Source organism: Providencia sp. SP181, from assembly GCF_050446505.1.
GTDB classification, from domain to species: domain Bacteria; phylum Pseudomonadota; class Gammaproteobacteria; order Enterobacterales; family Enterobacteriaceae; genus Providencia; species Providencia vermicola.
In genome coordinates this window covers 1-18,395 of record NZ_JBBPXM010000006.1, presented here as the reverse complement: position 1 = coordinate 18,395, position 18,395 = coordinate 1, and the positions used below count along the sequence as shown (strand labels likewise).

Here is an 18,395-nt window from a genome sequence, read left to right as displayed (position 1 = left end):
TTAAAATCTATGAAATAATAAAATAACTTATTGATTTAATGAGATTAAAAGTATGTTAACTAAAATTTTGACCAAAGTATTCGGTAGCCGTAACGATCGTACTCTGCGCAGACTGCGCAAAGAAGTGGAAAAAATTAATCGCTTAGAGCCTGATTTTGAAAAGCTATCAGACGATGAGTTAAAAGCCAAAACAGTTGAATTTCGTGAACGCTTAACTAAAGGCGAGAGCTTAGAAAGCATTATTCCAGAAGCATTTGCGACCGTGCGTGAAGCCAGCCGTCGTGTTTTTGGTATGCGTCACTTTGATGTGCAGTTAATTGGTGGGATGGTACTGAACGAGCGTTGTATTGCAGAAATGCGTACAGGTGAAGGTAAAACATTAACTGCGACATTACCTGCTTATATTAATGCGTTAAGTGGCAAAGGCGTCCATGTTGTGACGGTAAACGACTACTTAGCAAAACGTGATGCGGAAAATAACCGCCCTTTATTTGAATTCTTAGGTTTAACGGTTGGTATCAACTTACCAGGTATGGCACCGCCTGCGAAGCGCGAAGCCTACGCTGCAGATATTACTTATGGTACTAATAATGAATTTGGTTTCGACTACTTACGTGACAACATGGCATTTAGCCCAGAAGAGCGTGTACAACGTAAATTGCACTATGCATTAGTGGATGAGGTCGACTCAATCCTTATCGATGAAGCGCGTACACCGCTGATCATTTCAGGTCCTGCAGAAGATAGCTCAGAACTTTACCAAAAAGTGGATAAGTTAATTCCACATCTGCAACGCCAAGAAAAAGAAGATTCAGATACTTTCCAAGGGGAAGGGCATTTCTCTGTTGATGAGAAATCACGCCAAGTCACTATCACCGAACGCGGTCTGGTGTTAATTGAAGAACTTTTGGCAAAAGAAGGCTTAATGGATGAAGGCGAATCATTATATTCACCAACAAACATTATGCTTATGCACCACGTAATGGCAGGCTTACGTGCTCATGCATTGTTCACCTTAGATGTTGACTATATCGTTAAAGATGGCCAAATCGTTATTGTTGACGAACATACAGGTCGTACAATGGAAGGTCGTCGCTGGTCAGATGGCTTACACCAAGCGGTTGAAGCAAAAGAAGGTGTTGAAATTCAAAATGAAAACCAAACCTTAGCGTCGATTACATTCCAGAACTATTTCCGTCTATACGAAAAACTGGCGGGTATGACGGGTACAGCGGATACTGAAGCATTTGAATTTAGCTCAATTTATAAATTAGACACTATTGTTATCCCAACTAACCGTCCAATGGTGCGTAAAGATTTACCTGACCTCGTTTATATGAACGAAACCGATAAATTTGCAGCCATTATTGAAGATATTCGTGAAAGAACCGCCAATGGGCAACCTGTTCTTGTTGGTACAATTTCCATCGAAAAATCTGAATTAATTTCTAATGCACTGAAAAAAGCCAAAATTGCCCATAACGTCCTGAATGCGAAATTCCACGCAATGGAAGCGGATATCATTGCGAATGCGGGTCAAGCTGGTGCAGTTACTATTGCAACGAACATGGCAGGCCGTGGTACGGATATCATGTTAGGTGGGAGCTGGCAAACGGAAGTTGCTGCGTTAGAAGAGCCAACGCAAGAGCAAATTGATGAAATCAAAGCGAATTGGAAAGTGCGCCATGATGCGGTTTTAGCTGCGGGTGGTTTACATATCATTGGTACAGAGCGCCATGAATCACGTCGTATCGACAACCAGTTACGTGGTCGTGCAGGTCGTCAAGGGGATGCGGGTTCTTCACGTTTTTACTTATCGATGGAAGATGCTCTGATGCGTATCTTCGCTTCTGATCGTGTGACTGGCATGATGAAAAAACTGGGTATGAAACCAGGAGAAGCGATTGAGCACCCATGGGTAACTAAAGCAATTGCTAACGCACAGCGTAAAGTTGAAAGCCGTAACTTTGATATTCGTAAACAATTACTTGAATATGATGATGTTGCGAGTGATCAACGTCGTGCTATTTATACTCAGCGTAATGAATTGCTCGACGGTGGTGATATTAAAGAAACGGTTGACAGCATTCGCGAAGATGTTTTTACCACCACGATGGATGCCTATATTCCACCTCAATCATTAGAGGAAATGTGGGATATTGATGGTTTGCATCAGCGTTTAGTTAATGACTTTGATCTTGATCTGCCAATGAAAGAATGGCTGGATAAAGAACCTGAATTGCATGAAGAAACTTTACGTGAACGTATCATGCAAAAAGCGGTTGAAATCTATGAGCGTAAAGAGGAAATTGTTGGTGCAGAAGCGATGCGTAACTTTGAAAAAGGTGTCATGTTACAAACACTAGATACCTTATGGAAAGAGCACTTGGCTTCAATGGATTACTTGCGCCAAGGCATTCACTTACGTGGTTATGCACAAAAAGACCCTAAACAAGAATATAAACGCGAATCCTTTAGTATGTTTGCTAATATGCTTGAAGCCTTGAAATATGAAGTTATCAGCACATTATCTAAGGTACAAGTTCGTTTACCTGAAGAGGTTGAAGCATTAGAGCAACAGCGTCGTGAAGAAGCTGAGCGTTTAGCGAAAAGACAACAATTAAGTCATGAAGCGGGCGCTGAATCTTTAATGACTGAAACCGAAGCTAACATAGCAACTCAAGGTCACAAAATTGGTCGTAACGACCCTTGTCCTTGTGGCTCAGGTAAAAAATACAAGCAATGCCATGGCCGTTTGAATTAAGTTACTATTAACTCATTAATATAAAAAAGGCGGGGTAACCCGCCTTTTTGACGAAAAGATTATGAAAAAAAAACATCTGCATATCTCGGCTGGAATTATTCGTAATTCCCAGCAAAAAATTTTTATTACTAAACGACCAGAAGGCACACATATGGCTGGCTTTTGGGAGTTTCCTGGCGGAAAGCTAGAACAAGGTGAATTACCTGAAGCTGCCTTGATTCGTGAGCTTGAGGAAGAAGTCGGGATTATTGCCACTCAGTATGAACAATTTCACCGTGTAGATCATGAGTTTGAAGATAGAATTATTACGCTTTATTTCTTTATTGTCTCTGCGTGGGATAATGAACCTTATGGAAAAGAAGGGCAGGATTCACGCTGGGTAGAACAAAAAGCATTGGTTGAGAATGAGTTCCCACCTGCAAACCGTGTTATTGTAGAGATGCTTATACAGTAATAATTTTTTAATACATTGAAAATAAAGTGGAAAATATACAAGTTTAAACAGAGGTTACATTTTCCACTTTATAAAAATATAAAGCTAGTTATCTGGTTGCTCACTCCAATCATCACTTTCAGAGATATCGCTCTGGCTTGCAATGCGTTTCTCTTCACTGGCCCATTCACCAAGATCAATGAGCTGGCAACGCTTGCTGCAAAAAGGCCTAAAAGGGCTGCTTTCATTCCAAATCACAACTTTTTGACAGGTTGGGCAGTTAACTTCAATAATTTCACTCATAAAACATTTCTCTACTTTAACAGCAAGATAATTCAAAACGGATCATATCAGGGAGTATACCATTCTCGCTATCGATATGCAGGAAACGTAAAGCAAAGCGTGTTTTGTGACCTGAAATTTGTGGGTAAATAAAGTTTTCTGCGGGCAATTTTATGCGCAGTAGCTCTTTACCTTCGACACTATCTTGATAAAAGCCATTAAATGACTCTTTAGTTTCAAACGTTCCTGATTGGCGAATTAATGACAGAACTGTTTTTAAAGCATCATTTAAAGGATCGAGACTTTGAAGCCAGCCACTGATGGCTTTATCTCGTTCATTTTTTGGAATATTTAACCATAATTGTAATGTAGGTAAATCAAAACTACAGCAGCCACCGGGAATGCTTAGTCTTTGGCGAACCATGCTAATAATTTTATCTGTTCGTAAATGGTGACCAAAGCGAGGTGCAGACATTAAGTGAGATATTTTATCTGATAAATCAGTGAGTAATGAACTAATTAGTTGATTGTCCGCATTAGGGTCGCTAGCCCAATTTGATAAGCGAGTGCGTTGTTTTTCAAGCTCTTTAATAAGATCTGAACGGACTTCGCCTCTATCTAGAATTTCAATAAGTTCTGAGACTGAACGAAAAAATGCGATACCAGAAGAGTAGGAGGTGATATTGCTGAGCTCATAAATTTGAGATAAAAGAGTTTCAAGGCGCAACCAAGAACGGATCTTTTCATTCATTGGATATTCATAAGTGATTAAATTTGTAGTTGCTAGTTCGCCCATTTTAATTCCTATGGTTTTATTTTTGCTAGTGTTAAATATTTATTGTGAAGATTTGCTACCTTGTCTTGAATGCTGGTGTCTTTAGTATGGTTTGTAATAACGTCATCAGCATAAGATAATCGTTTTTCACGGCTAACTTGTGCATTTAATATATTTTTGACCTGCTCGAGACTTATATTGTCTCTTTTTATTGTACGTTGAATTTGTTCTTCAGGGGTAACATCAACGACTAATACCCTATCTGCTAAATGAGAAATGTTGTTTTCGATTAATAAAGGAACAACCCATAAAACATAAGGATAATTGTCTTGGTAGAGCTGTTTTTGCGTCTCTTGCTGAATTAAGGGGTGAAGAAGTGTATTTAGCCATTTTTTTTCATTAGTGTTTGAGAAAATAATGTCTCTTAAAAGGCCTCTATTTAGCGTGCCATCTAAAGAAATAATCTCTTTACCAAAGTGTGACCTGATAGCGTCAAAAGCAGGGGTATTCGGCTCTACAACTTGGCGAGCTATTACATCAGCATCGACGATGGGGACACCAAATTTAGCAAAGTTGTTTGCAATGGTCGTCTTACCACTCCCAATTCCCCCTGTTAAAGCAACGATATAAGGCATAAATTTTTCGATCACTTATAGAAAATAAAAATAGATTACACTGAAATTATCCGTTTGTCTTCACTCAAATTAACTTGAATGAATATAGTTAAAAATACTTATATAACATGATTCTATATGGTTAGAGTATCTTAATAATATGAGATAGATATTATTAAAAACTATCATCCAGTGACAACATTCCCTAGATTAAATATTGGAAGATACATAGCTAGCATAATGATGCCAATTAAGAGTGAAATAAATACAAGAAGGACAGGTTCTAAGTTTTTCACTTTTCTCTCTATATGGAGCATGTATTGTTCGGAGTAGAACTTAAATAGGTATCTTGTAAAATAATAGAGTTTACCTGATTCTTCAGCAACGGCGATTAATTGAACTGCTAAACTTGGGAATAAAACAGTCTCTTTCATTGCATTTGAAAGTGTCCCACCTTTAAGAACAGCAGAGAGAATATTTTCACAATCTTTTTTGTATTGCTTATTATTGATTGTTTGTATTGTACATTTTAAACAATCAATTAGCGGAAGGCCGATTTTATATGTGGATGATACTGTTAGAAAATACAAGCTTAGATAATGATAGGAGATTAAACTTTTGAATACTGGCAGTTGTGAAAAAAAATGTTGTAAGTGCTGATGCTTATTTATTTTTAGTGTAAATATTAGAAGAACGAAAATAACTGATAAAAAATATGTGAATTGTTCTTTTATAAAGTCGGATACGTAAAGCATAGCTTGTGTTAATAGAGGTAGCTCCTGTTGAAAGCTATCGTAAATTTCTTTAAATTGAGGAATGACATACAAAAACATAATACATAGTAACATACCTGAAAATAGACAGAGAGTGAGCGGATAACGTATGGCTTTTTTGAACAATGCAGAGATTTTTTCATTATGTTCTAACATAAAGCTAATCGTATTAAAATTTTCATCATATTTACCTGTCTTTTCTGCAACAATGATAAGGCTAATAATTGTACTGCTAAAAATTTGTGGATGATTCTTTAAAAAATCGGAAAAAAGCTCCCCTTTTTCGATATGTAGAATCAAATTTTTAATAAAGTGACGCCAAAAAGGAAGGTGGCAATTTTCTGAAAGTATTTTTAAGCTTTGTATTAGTGTTATCCCAGATGATGTTAAGGCACCTAGTTGATGAAAGAAATGTATCCGATAGTTAATACAGGCGTGATTTAAATTAAAAATCGCTTTAATTTTGATTTTCAATGGAATAAGGTTATTTTCAGTAATAATAAGAAAAGCTTTTTTTTTACTTTTAGCTAACAAGGTATCTTCAATTATTTGGTTGTGAGCATTGAGTGCAATATATGAATAAATGAACATTTCAAGCCCCCTCGTTGCCAACAATGGCGTAAATTTCTTGTAACGTTGTTTCCCCTGATTCAATGAGCTTGATACCTGCTTGAAAAAGACGTTCAAAATTTACAATATTACGACCTTGTTGCTCCTGTAAATCTTGAATTATTTGCTGGTCAATGTACTCATAAACAGCTGTTCTTCCCATAAAGCCAGAAAAACAGTGCTCACATCCCTTAGACCTCCATTCATTAATCGTTAACACTCTATTTAGCTGAGTTTTTGATGGTGTAGGTATTTTACATTTAGGACATAATTTACGTACTAATCTTTGAGCTATCACCATTTTTAAGCAAGACATTAATTGTTTTTTTTCTACGCCAAGCTGGATCATACGTTCTATAGCGCTTACAGTACAATTAGTATGCAATGTAGATAAAACTAAATGGCCAGTTTGCGCTGCACGAGTAGCAATTTGGGCGGTTTCTTCATCCCTTATTTCACCAATCATAATAATATCGGGATCTTGGCGTAATAGTGCTCTAAGAATAAAAGCAAAGCTAAGTTCGGATTTTTCATGAACCTGTATTTGATTAATTCCTTGCAAAGGAATTTCAATTGGGTCTTCTATTGTTGAAATATTCCGAGAAGATTGATTTAAAAATTCCAGGGCACTATATAAAGTCACTGTTTTGCCACTGCCTGTAGGGCCTGTCACTAAGATTAGACCCTGAGGCTGATTTAAGTATCTTTTTAATGAGTCAAGAAGGGAAGAGCACATCCCTATGTGCTCTAATGAATATTTTAATTGAGTATTAAGAATTCTTAATACGAGTTTCTCACCATATAAGGTGGGAATACTAGAAAGGCGTATGCTGTAATTTTGCCCATCAAAATACCAATTCATTTGTCCATCCTGTGGACGTCTTTTTTCCGCAATATTCATTTTGGAAAGTATTTTTAGCCGAGCAATGATTTCATTGTTAATTTCGTAGGGTGCTGAAGGAAGAAAGTAAAGTTTCCCATCAACACGAATCCTAATCTTTAACCCCTGTTTGGATGGCTCAAGATGAATATCTGATGAGCGTTTATGAACTGCGGTTTTAAGTAAATTCTCAACAAAATCAACCGCAGGGGATGTAATATTTAATGTCTCTGCTTCTTTAGGTTGGTAAGGGATATCCTCCTCTTTGATTTGATGTATTACACTATTGAAGTAATGATCAACCTTTTCTTTAGGCCAAATATCATAGCAAACAGGAACGCTAGCAATAAACTTTAGAGTTGCCATAAGATTATCATCAGGTTTTTTAACCGTGGCTATAGATAATCTTTTATGGTTATAATCCACGATAATAATATAGTGCTTATCACATAGTTTTTTTAGTTCTTTAAATATAAAGTGGTTATCTTTCGTTATATTCATAATTACCCCTAATTAAAAACTAAACGTTTTTTCACATAAAGATTTTAAATTGGTATTGTCTTTTATTTCGCAAGCAACATTCCATTTAAATGGCGAGTTATTACCTGTGACAACAGGTGTTAGTGTAATATTAAGATCTGATAATGTTTTATCTCCACTCAGTTTCACAATACCTGATTTTACATCAATGGTTTTGATGTGTTTCCCTGAAATATTATTTGGAATATTATCGTTGCCACTATTACATTGAGATAGACTACCGAAATTGAAGTGGCATATTTCAATACTATTTTTGTAAGGTAAAATGGTTTGCAGGACATCGGTCATTGCAGCCTTTTGCATATAGCTTTGATAACCAGGAATAGCAATAACACCAAGTATAGATATTATTGCAATAACAACCATTATTTCGATAAGTGAAAATCCTTGTTGGCGCATGATAAAACCTCTGTTGTTAAGTGAGGTTTTATCATAAAGCTATTTTTCTCTATATTTTATTCATTGTAAATGATGTTGCGAAACGCTTTGTAGATAAATAAATGAATTGATGGTTTATTACACTTTTTATCGATCGGCTTCGCAAAATATAATTTAATTTTAATATTGGCCTTTTTTAATTTCTTTAATTAAAGGAAAATGGATGTATTAAGAATAATAAATATATAGCAATTAAAAAATAATTAATTTTCATTGCTATATATGATTAAACTAATTTTAAAGTAAGCTTCTATAATATTGCCAATCAAAAAATGGGCCAGGATCGGTTTTACGTAAAGGGGCGATATCACTATGACCCGTAATATTATGGGCAATCAATGGATATTGAGTAATAAGTTGTTGGGTTAAAGTCGCGAGAGATTGGTACTGTGATTCAGTAAACGGCTCAAAATCAGTGCCTTCTAGCTCAATACCAATTGAAAAATCATTGCATTTTTCTTTTCCTTGGTAGCTTGATTGCCCTGCATGCCAAGCACGTAAATGAAAAGGAACATATTGAATAATTGAGCCATCACGGCGAATTAAGCAATGAGCAGAAACGCGAAGGTGTTTTATTTCCTCAAAAAAAGGATGTTCTTGAGGATTCAAAACCCCCGTGAATAATTGATTAATATAAGGCCCACCAAATTGACCTGGAGGAAGGCTAATATTATGGATAACAAGCAAAGAGGGAGTAACACCATCAGGGCGTTGATCATGATGCGGTGAGGGGATATGAGTCACATTATTTAACCAACCATCATGTATTTTCATCTCGTTATCCATAGTATTCTATCTTCTTTTTGTCAGGGCTCGTTATCTTTGGATGGAAAGATTAGCATAGATACAATAAGACGAGAGCATATTTTGGAGAAAGAAATGGCTATACGGCGTTATGATGAACAGCAAAGACGCGGCATTCTATTAGAGCGATTAGCAGTTGATATCCCTTTTATGGTGACAGTTGCATTAAAAGAAGACCTTGGACAGGTTGTTGACTATAAAAGAGATATCACAGGGCAGCTACTTAGTGAAAGCGCGATTGCAACCGCCCGTATTATTACACGGGAAAACGGTATCTTTTGCGGTAAACAATGGTTAGAAGAAGTCTTTCTTCAATTAGGCGGGCTAGTTAAAATTGATTGGAAAGTGAAAGACGGTGATACCGTCACATCAAATCAAGTGTTATGTGAAATGCAGGGACCATCTCAAGTTTTATTAACAGGGGAGCGGACTGCGCTGAATTTTATCCAAACACTCTCTTCGGTTTCGACAGTAACTGCGATATATGTAAAAGAGATTGCAGGAACTCGTGCCAAGCTACTTGATACTCGCAAAACGATTCCTGGCCTAAGAACTGCATTGAAGTATGCTGTTCTTATGGGGGGGGGATTTAACCATCGTTTGGGATTGTCAGATGCCTATTTAATTAAAGAAAATCATATTATTTCAGCAGGTTCGGTGGATATGGCGGTTGAACTTGCCAGACAAGCACACCCTGAAGTACCTATTGAAATTGAAGTGGAAAGCCTAGATGAGTTACTTCTAGCGCTAAAAGCAGGCGCAGACATCATTATGTTAGATAACTTTACACCGACAATGATGAAAGAGGCTGTAGTGCTAACTGCAGGGAAGGCTGCGCTTGAAGTCTCAGGTAATGTGACACTAAAAACAATAAAAGAATTTGCAGAAACTGGCATTGATTTTATTTCAGTGGGTGCTTTGACTAAACATATTCAAGCGATGGACTTATCAATGCGTTTTGTTGAGAACCATTCCTAGAGCATCATTACGCTATCAAAGTTTGATATAAGAACTGTATTGCTCAATTTCATCATACAGTTCTTTTATTTCTCATTAAGTGATTTATATCAGCATTCATAAAGTGGAAGTATTGGCATATTATTTTTAAAAGCATCAATATTATTCTATAGAAAGCGGGCCAATTTGAGTTGAAGATGCGGTTAGAATTTAAGATAAGTGTAAATTCAGTTGTGATTTTAACATTTTTGAAACAAAAAAAGTGAGACGTTTAAGTATAATAGAGCAGCTAAGGTTTTATTTGATTTTTAATTTGCTTTTAATGAATTTTTATTCATTAAAATGATTGCTTTTACGATTCAGTTTGTATTTTTAATCGGTAAATGATGTTTTTTATGTTAAAAATACTCTCACGACATTGGTTGTTTAGTTATCAAAACATGCTAAATTTTAAAATAAATTGTTAATATTTGCAGGATTTTATGATTTAGCGCAAGGTCTTTATGGACAGATAGTGAATACTTTGTTACTTTATTAGCCCATAAACAAATTGGTATTACCAATTAACACTGGGTAATACGTAATCAATAATTACTCACTTATGAATATGGCAGATTATGACTTACGGTAAAATTCGCCAACCAAAGTTATCAGATGTAATAGAGCAACGGCTTGAACATCTTATTTTCGAAGGGACATTGCGCCCTGGCGAAAAGCTGCCCCCTGAACGTGAACTCGCAAAACAGTTTGACGTATCTAGGCCATCAGTGCGTGAAGCAATTCAAACATTAGAAGCGAAAGGGCTTCTATCTCGTCGTCAAGGCGGCGGCACCTTCGTACAAAAGAAAATGTGGCAAAGCTTTAGTGATCCTTTAGCTCAGTTACTCGAAGGTAATCCCGAATCTCAATTTGATCTTCTTGAAACTCGTCATGCCCTTGAAGGTATTGCGGCCTATTATGCTGCACTCCGTGGTACTGAAGAAGATCTTGACCGTATTCGTCAAAGTTATGAACTTATCGAAACCGCGCAAAAAAGCGGCGAGTTAGATGCCGAGTCAGATGCGGTACTCCAATACCAACTCATTGTGACAGAAGCGGCTCACAACGTGGTTCTATTGCATTTATTGCGCTGCATGATCCCAATGTTAGAACAGAATATCCGTCAAAACTTTGAATTTTTGTATACCCGTAAAGAGATGTATAACGCGGTTAGCTCCCATAGAGCACAAATTTTTGCTGCAATAATGGCAAGAGAACCTGAAAAAGCGCGCGAAGCATCTCACCGTCACCTGTCTTTTATTGAAGATTTGCTATTGGATATTAGCCGAGAGCAAACTCGTAGAGAACGTTCTTTACGGCGGTTACAGCAACACCCTGATTTAACTTAGTAATATAGATCCTGACTGCTGCGTCTATATTATTGTGAATGCTCTAAAAGAGAGTTAAAGCGGCAACTACATCAGGGCCTATCTTCCCGCTGTTTTAGCAATATTGGGAAAATAGCGGGAAGATAGGCTCCACATAACCATATAAAATAGATAACAGATAAGGAATACACCATGTCAGATATGTTAAAAAATGACGTGGATCCGATTGAAACTCGCGACTGGCTACAGGCGATTGAATCGGTCATCCGTGAAGAAGGTGTTGATCGTGCTCAGTTTATTATCGAACAGGTATTAAGCGAAGCGCGTAAAGGCGGCGTAAGTATTGCTGCTGGTGCATCTGGTCGTTCTGATTACATCAACACAATTGCTGTTGAAGATGAGCCTGCATACCCTGGTAACATGGACTTAGAGCGCCGTATTCGCTCTGCAATTCGCTGGAACGCAGTAATGACTGTTCTGCGTGCGTCTAAAAAAGACTTAGAACTGGGCGGCCACATGGCTTCTTTCCAGTCATCAGCAACCTTGTATGAAGTCTGCTTCAACCACTTCTTCCGTGCTCATAACAATAATGATGGCGGAGACTTAGTATTCTTCCAAGGTCACATCTCTCCAGGTATCTATGCACGTGCTTTCTTAGAAGGGCGTTTAACTGAAGAGCAAATGAACAACTTCCGTCAAGAAATTGGTGGTAATGGCCTATCTTCATATCCGCACCCTAAATTGATGCCTGACTTCTGGCAATTCCCGACAGTATCAATGGGGCTGGGCCCAATCAATGCTATCTATCAAGCTAAGTTCCTGAAATACCTTGATAACCGTGGCCTGAAAGATACATCTGCGCAGCGCGTATATGCATTCTTAGGTGATGGTGAGATGGATGAGCCAGAATCTAAAGGTGCGATTACTATCGCAACACGCGATAAACTGGATAACTTAGTTTTCGTTATCAACTGTAACCTGCAACGTCTAGATGGCCCAGTAACAGGTAACGGAAAAATTGTTAACGAATTAGAAGGTATCTTTAACGGTGCTGGCTGGCAAGTTATCAAAGTTATGTGGGGTGACCGTTGGGACGAGCTGCTGCGTAAAGATACGAGCGGCAAACTTGTTCAGTTAATGAACGAAACTTTAGATGGTGACTACCAGACCTTTAAATCACGCGACGGCGCGTACGTTCGTGAACACTTCTTCAATCGTTACCCAGAAACTGCAGCATTAGTTAAAGATATGACTGATGATGAAATTTGGGCATTGAACCGTGGTGGTCACGATCCGAAGAAAGTCTATGCTGCATTTGCGAAAGCAAAAGAAACCAAAGGCAAACCAACTGTTATTTTAGCGCAAACCATTAAAGGTTATGGTATGGGCGAAACAGCTGAAGGTAAAAACATTGCGCACCAAGTGAAGAAAATGAACATGGACGGTGTTCGCCACTTCCGTGATCAATTCAATGTGCCAGTGGCTGATGAGCAAATCGAAAAACTGCCATACATTACTTTCGAAAAAGATTCCGAAGAGTACAAATACCTGCACGAGCGTCGCCAAGCGCTGGGTGGTTATTTGCCTGCTCGTCGTTCAACTTTTGATGAGAAACTGGAAATCCCTGCACTGGCAGATTTCAGCCAATTATTAGAAGAACAATCAAAAGAAATTTCGACCACAATTGCTTTCGTTCGTGCATTGAACGTGATGTTGAAAAACAACTCTATTAAAGAGCGTTTAGTGCCAATTATCGCTGACGAAGCGCGTACATTTGGTATGGAAGGTCTGTTCCGTCAAATCGGTATTTATAGCCCGAAAGGTCAGCAATATACACCGCAAGACAGAGAACAGGTTGCCTACTATAAAGAAGACTCGAAAGGTCAAATCCTGCAAGAAGGTATCAATGAGTTGGGCGCAGGTTCTTCTTGGTTAGCGGCTGCAACATCTTACAGTACTAACAACTTGCCGATGATCCCATTCTATATCTACTACTCAATGTTTGGTTTCCAACGTATTGGTGACTTAATGTGGGCAGCGGGTGACCAACAAGCACGTGGCTTCCTGATTGGTGGTACTTCAGGTCGTACAACGCTGAATGGTGAAGGCTTACAACACGAAGATGGTCACAGCCATATTCAATCACTGACTATTCCTAACTGTATTTCTTATGACCCTGCATTCGCTTATGAAGTTGCAGTGATTATGCAAAACGGTTTAGAGCGCATGTACGGTGAGAAACAAGAGAACGTGTACTACTACATCACGACTCTGAACGAAAACTACCACATGCCTGCAATGCCAGAAGGTGCAGAGGAAGGTATCCGTAAAGGTATCTACAAACTGGCTTCTGTTGAAGGTAGCAAAGGTAAAGTGCAGTTGTTAGGTTCAGGTTCAATGATGCGCCACGTTCGTGAAGCGGCAGATATTCTGTCTGCAGAGTATGGCATTGGTTCTGATGTTTACAGTGTAACCTCATTCACTGAATTGGCACGTGATGGTCAAGATTGTGAGCGTTGGAACATGCTGCACCCATCTGCAACACCACGCGTTCCATACATTGCACAAGTAATGAATGACGCACCAGCAGTTGCATCAACTGACTACATGAAACTGTTTGCTGAACAAGTTCGTACTTATGTACCTGCAAGTGATTACCGCGTACTGGGTACTGATGGTTTTGGTCGTTCTGACAGTCGTGAAAACCTGCGTCACCACTTCGAAGTGGATACCAGCTATGTCATCGTAGCAGCGTTAGGTGAATTAGCTAAACGTGGTGAGGTTGATGTTAAAGTCGTTGAAGAAGCGATTAAAAAATACAACATTAACCCAGAAAAAGTTAACCCACGTTTGGCATAAGAGGTAAATATCAATGTCTATTGAAATCCAAGTGCCAGATATCGGTGCTGATGAAGTTGAAGTCACCGAGGTGATGGTTAAAGTTGGTGATAAAGTAGAAGCAGAGCAATCGCTCATTACCGTTGAAGGTGATAAAGCTTCTATGGAAGTCCCATCACCACAAGCGGGTGTGGTAAAAGAAATTAAAATTGCGACAGGCGACAAAGTAAAAACTGGCTCGCTAATCATGGTCTTTGAAGCAGAAGCGGGTGCAGCAGCACCAGCTCCCGCACAAGCGCCAGCAGCCCCTGCGGCAGCACCAAGCGCAGCAGCGTCAAAAGACGTTGCTGTACCAGATATCGGTGGCGATGAAGTCGAAGTCACTGAAATCATGGTTAAAGTGGGTGACACCGTGACCGCAGAACAATCTTTAATTACTGTTGAAGGCGATAAAGCGTCAATGGAAGTCCCAGCGCCATTTGCTGGAACTGTTAAAGAAATCAAGATTGCGACAGGCGATAAAGTGAAAACTGGTTCGCTGATCATGGTCTTTGAAGTCGCAGGCGCAGCGCCAGCCGCTGCTCCAGTTGCACAAGCAGCGCCAGCAGCTCCAGCAGCCTCTGCAATTAAAGACGTTAACGTGCCAGATATTGGCGGTGATGAAGTTGAAGTTACCGAAGTGATGGTTAAAGTGGGCGACACCGTTTCTGCTGAGCAATCAATCATTACGGTTGAAGGCGATAAAGCATCAATGGAAGTTCCTGCACCATTTGCTGGTACTGTTAAAGAAATCAAGATTGCGACAGGCGACAAAGTGAAAACTGGCTCGCTGATCATGACTTTTGAAGTTGCCGGTGCAGCACCAGCTGCGGCACCAGTTGCTCAAGCAGCGGCACCAGCACCTGCAGCAGCACCAGCACCAGCTGCAAAAGCAGCTGATAGTAAAAATGAATTTGTTGAGAACGACGCATACATCCACGCAACACCGGTTATTCGCCGCTTAGCGCGTGAGTTCGGTGTTAACTTAGCGAAAGTAAAAGGCACTGGTCGTAAAGGCCGTATCCTGCGTGAAGACGTTCAAGCTTACGTGAAAGATGCAGTCAAACGTGCTGAGTCTCCAGCTGCAGCAGGTGGTGGTTTACCGGGTATGCTGCCATGGCCGAAAGTAGATTACAGCAAGTTTGGTGAAGTTGAAGAAGTCGAACTGGGTCGTATCCAAAAAATCTCTGGTGCAAACCTGAGCCGTAACTGGGTGATGATCCCACACGTTACGCTGATGGAAGAAGTGGATACCACTGAAGTTGAAGAATTCCGTAAGCAACAGAATAAAGAAGCAGAGAAGAAAAAACTGGACGTGAAAATCACGCCATTAGTTTTTGTCATGAAAGCAGTTGCCCGCGCTCTGGAAGAAATGCCGCGCTTTAACAGCTCGATTTCTGAAGATGCACAGCGTCTGTTCTTGAAAAAATATATCAATATCGGTATCGCGGTTGATACACCAAATGGCTTAGTTGTTCCTGTCTTTAAAGACGTTAACAAAAAAGGCATTTTAGAGTTATCTCGTGAACTGATGGAAGTTTCTAAGAAAGCGCGTGCAGGTAAACTGACTGCGGCTGATATGCAAGGCGGATGTTTCACCATCTCTAGCCTTGGTGGTATCGGTACAACTGGTTTTGCACCAATCGTGAACGCACCAGAAGTGGCTATTATGGGGCTGTCACGTTCTTCAATGAAACCTGTTTGGAACGGTAGCGAGTTTGTTCCTCGCCTGATCCTGCCTATGTCACTGTCCTTTGACCACCGTGTCATCGATGGGGCTGATGGAGCACGCTTCATCACCCTAGTAGGGCAATTAATGAGCGATATTCGCCGTTTAGTGATGTAAATAATAAGACCGGCTGATAGGCCGGTCTGTTTTATTTAGGCTGAGGCAGAATTTTTTGCTGCTGCTACGAAAGGTTGGGAGTTACATCACGAAATGAGCCTTTTCAGGGTGTTAACAATTCTGTAAACTGCTCTCGGTGTGTACTTTTCCAGTGGAAGATCGTTTATTCAGCAGTACCGCTGGACAAAACAAAAAGAGGTCATGATGAGTACTGAAATTAAAGCCCAAGTCGTTGTGCTTGGTGCAGGCCCTGCAGGTTATTCTGCGGCTTTCCGTTGCGCTGACTTAGGTTTAGAAACTGTTTTAGTTGAACGTTATTCAACCCTTGGTGGTGTTTGTTTAAACGTGGGTTGTATCCCTTCAAAAGCTTTATTGCATGTTGCAAAAGTGATCGAAGAAGCGAAAGCATTAGCAGAGCACGGTATCGTATTTGGTGAGCCAAAAACCGATATCTCTAAAGTTCGCTTATGGAAAGAAAAAGTCATTAATCAGCTGACGGGTGGTCTAGCTGGGATGGCGAAAGGTCGTAAAGTGACCGTCGTTAACGGTCTGGGTAAATTTACGGGTGCAAATACGCTGGTTGTTGAAGGCGAAAACGGTAGTACGACTATCAATTTCGATAACGCAATCATTGCAGCGGGCTCACGTCCAATTCAATTACCATTCATTCCTCATGAAGACCCACGTATTTGGGATTCAACCGATGCGTTAGAACTGAAAGAAGTTCCAGAGCGTCTTCTGGTTATGGGCGGTGGCATCATCGGTTTAGAAATGGGAACTGTGTACCATGCACTGGGTTCTCAAATCGATGTGGTTGAAATGTTTGACCAAGTCATCCCTGCGGCTGACAAAGATGTGGTTAAAGTATTCACCAAACAAATCAGCAAAAAATTCAACCTGCTGTTAGAAACGAAAGTTACCGCAGTTGAAGCGAAAGAAGACGGTATTTATGTGTCTATGGAAGGTAAAAAAGCTTCCGCAGAACCACAACGTTATGATGCTGTGTTAGTGGCTATCGGCCGTGTTCCTAACGGTAAAAACTTAGATGCAGGCAAAGCTGGCGTTGAAGTTGATGATCGCGGCTTTATCCACGTGGATAAACAAATGCGCACTAACGTTCCACACATTTTCGCTATCGGTGATATCGTTGGTCAACCAATGTTGGCTCACAAAGGTGTTCACGAAGGTCACGTTGCAGCAGAGGTTATCTCTGGTCTGAAACATTACTTTGACCCGAAAGTGATCCCATCAATCGCTTATACTGAGCCAGAAGTTGCATGGGTTGGTTTAACTGAAAAAGAAGCGAAAGAACAAAATATCAGCTACGAAGTTGCGACTTTCCCATGGGCTGCGTCAGGTCGTGCAATTGCATCTGACTGCTCAGAAGGTATGACTAAGCTGATTTTCGACAAGCAATCTAACCGTGTTATCGGTGGTGCGGTTGTCGGTGTGAACGGTGGTGAATTACTGGGCGAAATCGGCCTAGCAATTGAAATGGGCTGTGATGCTGAAGATTTAGCATTAACTATCCATGCTCACCCAACACTGTACGAATCAATTGGTATGGCTGCTGAGATTTACGAAGGTAGCATTACTGATTTACCAAACGCAAAAGCGAAAAAGAAAAAATAATTTTCTTTAATCGCATAGATAAACAGTATCTCTAGTATGCTGTTTATCACCAAAGCGTATAGAAGCCAATGTGGAAACACATTGGTTTTTTTTATTTTTGTGAATATAAACAATTAGTCGCATGTGCCTGTCAATTATTTATTAAAAACGATATTAATCATTTTATAAATAATATGTTTTTAATTTTAATTAACGAATATTTATTAATAATAACGGTTAGTTGACTATAAAAATATTAAATTCTAATTTCTTTATTCTGTTTTTTATAACTAATAAGGAAGTTAGTTTATGGATGATGTGACACACCTAGGTACAATAACTGTAAGGGGAAACAATCCAAGAGAACATTTCAATGATTATTTTAATAATTATGATAATGCTCATGAAGATATTGATTTAACAGGGAGGTATGAAGGATTAAAAAATATTTTACATGAAAATCTATATGATAATAAAAATATAGCTCATATCCATGATGATGTTGATAATCACAAAGTCGATACTTTTCAAGATTCTTCTACTACAATTAAGGATGATTTAAAATCTAAATAAACATTAATTGAAAATGATTTAATTACATTGAGAAAGGATATTGCGGAGATTGAGAAATCGCCTGGCTGGAAATTTATCATTGATCCGCAAAAGTACCCTTGTACATATAAATGGAATTTTCAATCTTCAGACTCCTCAAAATTAAAAATTTCAGCAACCTTTAAATTTCGCACAATTGAAGATAGAGACAGGCTCCTCGCAGAGGATTTTGACGATAATATACCGGGTATACCGAGGTTTCCTTTTGATAAT

General features: G+C 39.2%; 15 protein-coding genes and 1 pseudogene. 9 read left to right on the top strand and 7 right to left on the bottom strand.

Annotated features, from left to right (window positions below):
- Positions 1-52: 52 nt before the first annotated feature.
- Positions 53-2,764, top strand: a complete 2,712-nt coding sequence (secA, locus tag AABS66_RS11620; protein WP_206082690.1) for a preprotein translocase subunit SecA — start codon at positions 53-55, stop codon at positions 2,762-2,764.
- A gap of 61 nt (positions 2,765-2,825) precedes the next feature.
- Positions 2,826-3,218, top strand: a complete 393-nt coding sequence (gene mutT, locus AABS66_RS11615) for an 8-oxo-dGTP diphosphatase MutT (RefSeq protein ID WP_272539115.1) — start codon at positions 2,826-2,828, stop codon at positions 3,216-3,218.
- Positions 3,219-3,302: 84 nt separating this feature from the next.
- On the opposite strand, the gene yacG is transcribed toward mutT, so the two are convergent.
- The 7 genes from yacG to ampD form a co-directional block, all read right to left on the bottom strand.
- Entirely contained in the window at positions 3,303-3,500 is a 198-nt protein-coding gene (gene yacG, locus AABS66_RS11610) for a DNA gyrase inhibitor YacG (RefSeq protein WP_206082688.1), read from the bottom strand.
- A gap of 16 nt (positions 3,501-3,516) precedes the next feature.
- On the bottom strand, positions 3,517-4,275 hold the full coding sequence (zapD, locus tag AABS66_RS11605; protein ID WP_206082687.1) for a cell division protein ZapD: 759 nt from the start codon (positions 4,273-4,275) through the stop codon (positions 3,517-3,519).
- Positions 4,276-4,283: 8 nt separating this feature from the next.
- Positions 4,284-4,889, bottom strand: coding sequence for a dephospho-CoA kinase (coaE, locus tag AABS66_RS11600; RefSeq protein WP_206082686.1), 606 nt, complete (start codon positions 4,887-4,889; stop codon positions 4,284-4,286).
- Positions 4,890-5,053: 164 nt separating this feature from the next.
- Complete coding sequence (locus AABS66_RS11595; RefSeq protein WP_206082685.1) at positions 5,054-6,232, bottom strand: type II secretion system F family protein; 1,179 nt, start codon at positions 6,230-6,232, stop codon at positions 5,054-5,056.
- Between the two features lies 1 nt (position 6,233).
- A complete protein-coding gene (locus tag AABS66_RS11590; RefSeq protein ID WP_430224940.1) occupies positions 6,234-7,631 on the bottom strand; it encodes an ATPase, T2SS/T4P/T4SS family in 1,398 nt (465 codons plus the stop codon).
- Positions 7,632-7,643: 12 nt separating this feature from the next.
- Complete coding sequence (gene ppdD, locus AABS66_RS11585) at positions 7,644-8,069, bottom strand: prepilin peptidase-dependent pilin (RefSeq protein ID WP_206082683.1); 426 nt, start codon at positions 8,067-8,069, stop codon at positions 7,644-7,646.
- 276 nt (positions 8,070-8,345) lie between these two features.
- Positions 8,346-8,882, bottom strand: coding sequence for a 1,6-anhydro-N-acetylmuramyl-L-alanine amidase AmpD (ampD, locus tag AABS66_RS11580; protein WP_272539117.1), 537 nt, complete (start codon positions 8,880-8,882; stop codon positions 8,346-8,348).
- Between the two features lie 105 nt (positions 8,883-8,987).
- On the opposite strand from ampD, the gene nadC reads away from it, so the two are divergent.
- The 7 genes and pseudogenes from nadC to AABS66_RS11545 all read left to right on the top strand — a co-directional run.
- Positions 8,988-9,890, top strand: a complete 903-nt coding sequence (nadC, locus tag AABS66_RS11575; RefSeq protein ID WP_206082681.1) for a carboxylating nicotinate-nucleotide diphosphorylase — start codon at positions 8,988-8,990, stop codon at positions 9,888-9,890.
- A gap of 596 nt (positions 9,891-10,486) precedes the next feature.
- Entirely contained in the window at positions 10,487-11,257 is a 771-nt protein-coding gene (gene pdhR, locus AABS66_RS11570) for a pyruvate dehydrogenase complex transcriptional repressor PdhR (RefSeq protein WP_206082680.1), read from the top strand.
- Between the two features lie 171 nt (positions 11,258-11,428).
- On the top strand, positions 11,429-14,095 hold the full coding sequence (aceE, locus tag AABS66_RS11565) for a pyruvate dehydrogenase (acetyl-transferring), homodimeric type (protein WP_206082679.1): 2,667 nt from the start codon (positions 11,429-11,431) through the stop codon (positions 14,093-14,095).
- A gap of 13 nt (positions 14,096-14,108) precedes the next feature.
- Positions 14,109-15,959: a pyruvate dehydrogenase complex dihydrolipoyllysine-residue acetyltransferase gene (aceF, locus tag AABS66_RS11560; protein ID WP_206082678.1), complete on the top strand. Its 1,851-nt coding sequence runs from the start codon at positions 14,109-14,111 to the stop codon at positions 15,957-15,959.
- 204 nt (positions 15,960-16,163) lie between these two features.
- A complete protein-coding gene (lpdA, locus tag AABS66_RS11555) occupies positions 16,164-17,591 on the top strand; it encodes a dihydrolipoyl dehydrogenase (protein WP_206082677.1) in 1,428 nt (475 codons plus the stop codon).
- 288 nt (positions 17,592-17,879) lie between these two features.
- Positions 17,880-18,143 carry a hypothetical protein gene (locus AABS66_RS11550; protein ID WP_206082676.1) on the top strand — a complete coding sequence of 88 codons (264 nt, stop codon included), beginning with the start codon at positions 17,880-17,882 and terminating at the stop codon, positions 18,141-18,143.
- Between the two features lie 27 nt (positions 18,144-18,170).
- Positions 18,171-18,395: pseudogene (locus AABS66_RS11545) on the top strand (adhesin); the annotation flags it as partial.

Excerpts from the sequence above, each read along its gene's own strand:
- secA (WP_206082690.1), top strand. The coding sequence starts at position 53 with ATGTTAACTAAAATTTTGACCAAAGTATTCGGTAGCCGTAACGATCGT.
- mutT (WP_272539115.1), top strand. The coding sequence starts at position 2,826 with ATGAAAAAAAAACATCTGCATATCTCGGCTGGAATTATTCGTAATTCC.
- yacG (WP_206082688.1), bottom strand. The coding sequence starts at position 3,500 with ATGAGTGAAATTATTGAAGTTAACTGCCCAACCTGTCAAAAAGTTGTG.
- zapD (WP_206082687.1), bottom strand. The coding sequence starts at position 4,275 with ATGGGCGAACTAGCAACTACAAATTTAATCACTTATGAATATCCAATG.
- coaE (WP_206082686.1), bottom strand. The coding sequence starts at position 4,889 with ATGCCTTATATCGTTGCTTTAACAGGGGGAATTGGGAGTGGTAAGACG.
- AABS66_RS11595 (WP_206082685.1), bottom strand. The coding sequence starts at position 6,232 with ATGTTCATTTATTCATATATTGCACTCAATGCTCACAACCAAATAATT.
- AABS66_RS11590 (WP_430224940.1), bottom strand. The coding sequence starts at position 7,631 with ATGAATATAACGAAAGATAACCACTTTATATTTAAAGAACTAAAAAAA.
- ppdD (WP_206082683.1), bottom strand. The coding sequence starts at position 8,069 with ATGCGCCAACAAGGATTTTCACTTATCGAAATAATGGTTGTTATTGCA.
- ampD (WP_272539117.1), bottom strand. The coding sequence starts at position 8,882 with ATGAAAATACATGATGGTTGGTTAAATAATGTGACTCATATCCCCTCA.
- nadC (WP_206082681.1), top strand. The coding sequence starts at position 8,988 with ATGGCTATACGGCGTTATGATGAACAGCAAAGACGCGGCATTCTATTA.
- pdhR (WP_206082680.1), top strand. The coding sequence starts at position 10,487 with ATGACTTACGGTAAAATTCGCCAACCAAAGTTATCAGATGTAATAGAG.
- aceE (WP_206082679.1), top strand. The coding sequence starts at position 11,429 with ATGTCAGATATGTTAAAAAATGACGTGGATCCGATTGAAACTCGCGAC.
- aceF (WP_206082678.1), top strand. The coding sequence starts at position 14,109 with ATGTCTATTGAAATCCAAGTGCCAGATATCGGTGCTGATGAAGTTGAA.
- lpdA (WP_206082677.1), top strand. The coding sequence starts at position 16,164 with ATGAGTACTGAAATTAAAGCCCAAGTCGTTGTGCTTGGTGCAGGCCCT.
- AABS66_RS11550 (WP_206082676.1), top strand. The coding sequence starts at position 17,880 with ATGGATGATGTGACACACCTAGGTACAATAACTGTAAGGGGAAACAAT.